This is a genomic window from Trebonia sp., assembly GCF_049794275.1.
Taxonomy (GTDB): domain Bacteria; phylum Actinomycetota; class Actinomycetes; order Streptosporangiales; family Streptosporangiaceae; genus Trebonia.
In genome coordinates this window covers 1-1,745 of record NZ_JBARCR010001009.1, presented here as the reverse complement: position 1 = coordinate 1,745, position 1,745 = coordinate 1, and the positions used below count along the sequence as shown (strand labels likewise).

The window sequence follows — 1,745 nt, the reverse complement described above, 5'->3', positions numbered from 1 at the left end:
GTATGGCGGCGCGGTCGCTGTGCGGTCGGCCAAGCACCACCTGCCGAACTACGGCGTCTTCGACGAGTACCGGTACTTCGTGCCGGGGAACAGCCTGCCGGTGTTCCGGGTGCCGCTGGGAGACGGCGGGGCGGTGGACGTCGCCATCGCGATCTGCGAGGACCTGTGGCAGGACGGCGGGCCGGTGGCGGTGTGCCTGCGGGCGGGCGCCGGCCTGCTCGTGGTGCCGAACGCCTCGCCCTACGAGCGGGGCAAGGACGACGTGCGGCTCGAGCTGGTCACGCGGCGGGCGCGTGAGGCCGGGGCCGTGCTCGCCTACTGCAACCTCGTCGGCGGGCAGGACGAGCTGGTCTTCGACGGGGACTCGATCGTGGTGACCGCGTCCGGCGAGGTGCTGGCGCGCGGCCCGCAGTTCGAGGAGGAGCTGGTCGTCCTCGACGTCGAGCTGCCCGGGGCGGAGGGCGGCGACGCGCCGGACGGGCCGGTCGACGCCGAGGACGGGACCGCTATCACGATCGAGCGGCTGACCCTGCCCGACCTGCCACTGCCGGAGGTGACGGCAGGGCAGGATGAGCACGGGCCGTTCTGGCCGCGGCTGGACGACCGCGCCGAGGTGTACGCGGCGCTGGTCGCCGGGACGCGGGACTACGTGCGGAAGAACGGGTTCCGCTCGGTCATCCTCGCGCTGTCCGGCGGCATCGACTCGGCGCTGACCGCGACGATCGCCGCCGACGCGATCGGGCCGGAGAACGTCTACGTGGTGCTGATGCCGAGCCGGTACTCCTCGGAAGGATCCGTCACCGACGCCGAGGACCTGGTGAAGCGGCAGGGCATACACGGGCGGACGGTGCCGATCCAGGCCATCGTGGACGCGTTCCGCGACGAGCTCGGCGACTTCCCTGCCGACGGGCTGCCCGCGGAGAACCTGCAGTCCCGGGTGCGCGGCGTGATCAACATGGCGCTGTCCAACGCCAGCAATCATCTCGTGCTCACCACCGGCAACAAAAGCGAGCTGGCGACCGGGTACTCGACGCTTTACGGTGACTCGGCGGGCGGCTTCGGCCCGATCAAGGACGTCTTCAAGACGCTCGTCTGGGACCTGTCCAGGTGGCGTAATGAGTATGCGGAACGTACGGGGGCTACTCCCCCCATCCCCGTTAACTCCATCGAGAAGGCGCCGTCGGCGGAGCTTGCTCCCGGGCAGCTCGACACCGACTCGCTGCCGGCGTACGACGAGCTGGACGCGCTGCTCGACGACTACGTGGAAAAGGACATGGGGTCGGCGGAACTGATCGCCGTCGGCCACGACCGGGCTCTCGTCGAGCGGGTGATCAGGCTCGTCGACCTCGCCGAGTTCAAGCGCCGCCAGTACCCGCCGGGGCCGAAGATCAGCCCGAAGAACTTCGGCCGCGGGCGGCGGCTGCCGATCACCAACGCGTGGCGCGAGCCGCTGCCGCGCAAATAATTCACCCGCGTCGGGTGGCCTGCCGGCGGCCCACTTCCGCGCACCCTTGAAGGGTCTTCTCCGGGTGTGCGGAAGGAGCTGCCGCGGATGCTAAGGAAATACGCCGGTCTCGCCGGCCTGATCGTCTTCATCGTGCTGCCGCTGGCGGCGTGCGGGGCGGCTGGCAGCAGCGTCAGCTCGGCGGTGAGCAGCATCGCCGCCAGCGTCACCGCGACAAGGACCGGCGCGACCGGGCAGCCGACGACGGCCGAGCCGACGACCGCGCCGCCCACGACCGCAC

General features: G+C 70.9%; 2 protein-coding genes. Both read left to right on the top strand.

Features of this window, described 5'->3' with window-relative positions; translation table 11 throughout:
• A partial coding sequence (locus WA805_RS25470; protein ID WP_425243604.1) for an NAD+ synthase occupies nucleotides 1-1,465 on the top strand: 1,465 nt, incomplete at its 5' end.
• Between the two features lie 87 nt (nucleotides 1,466-1,552).
• A partial coding sequence (locus WA805_RS25465; RefSeq protein WP_425243603.1) for a hypothetical protein occupies nucleotides 1,553-1,745 on the top strand: 193 nt, incomplete at its 3' end.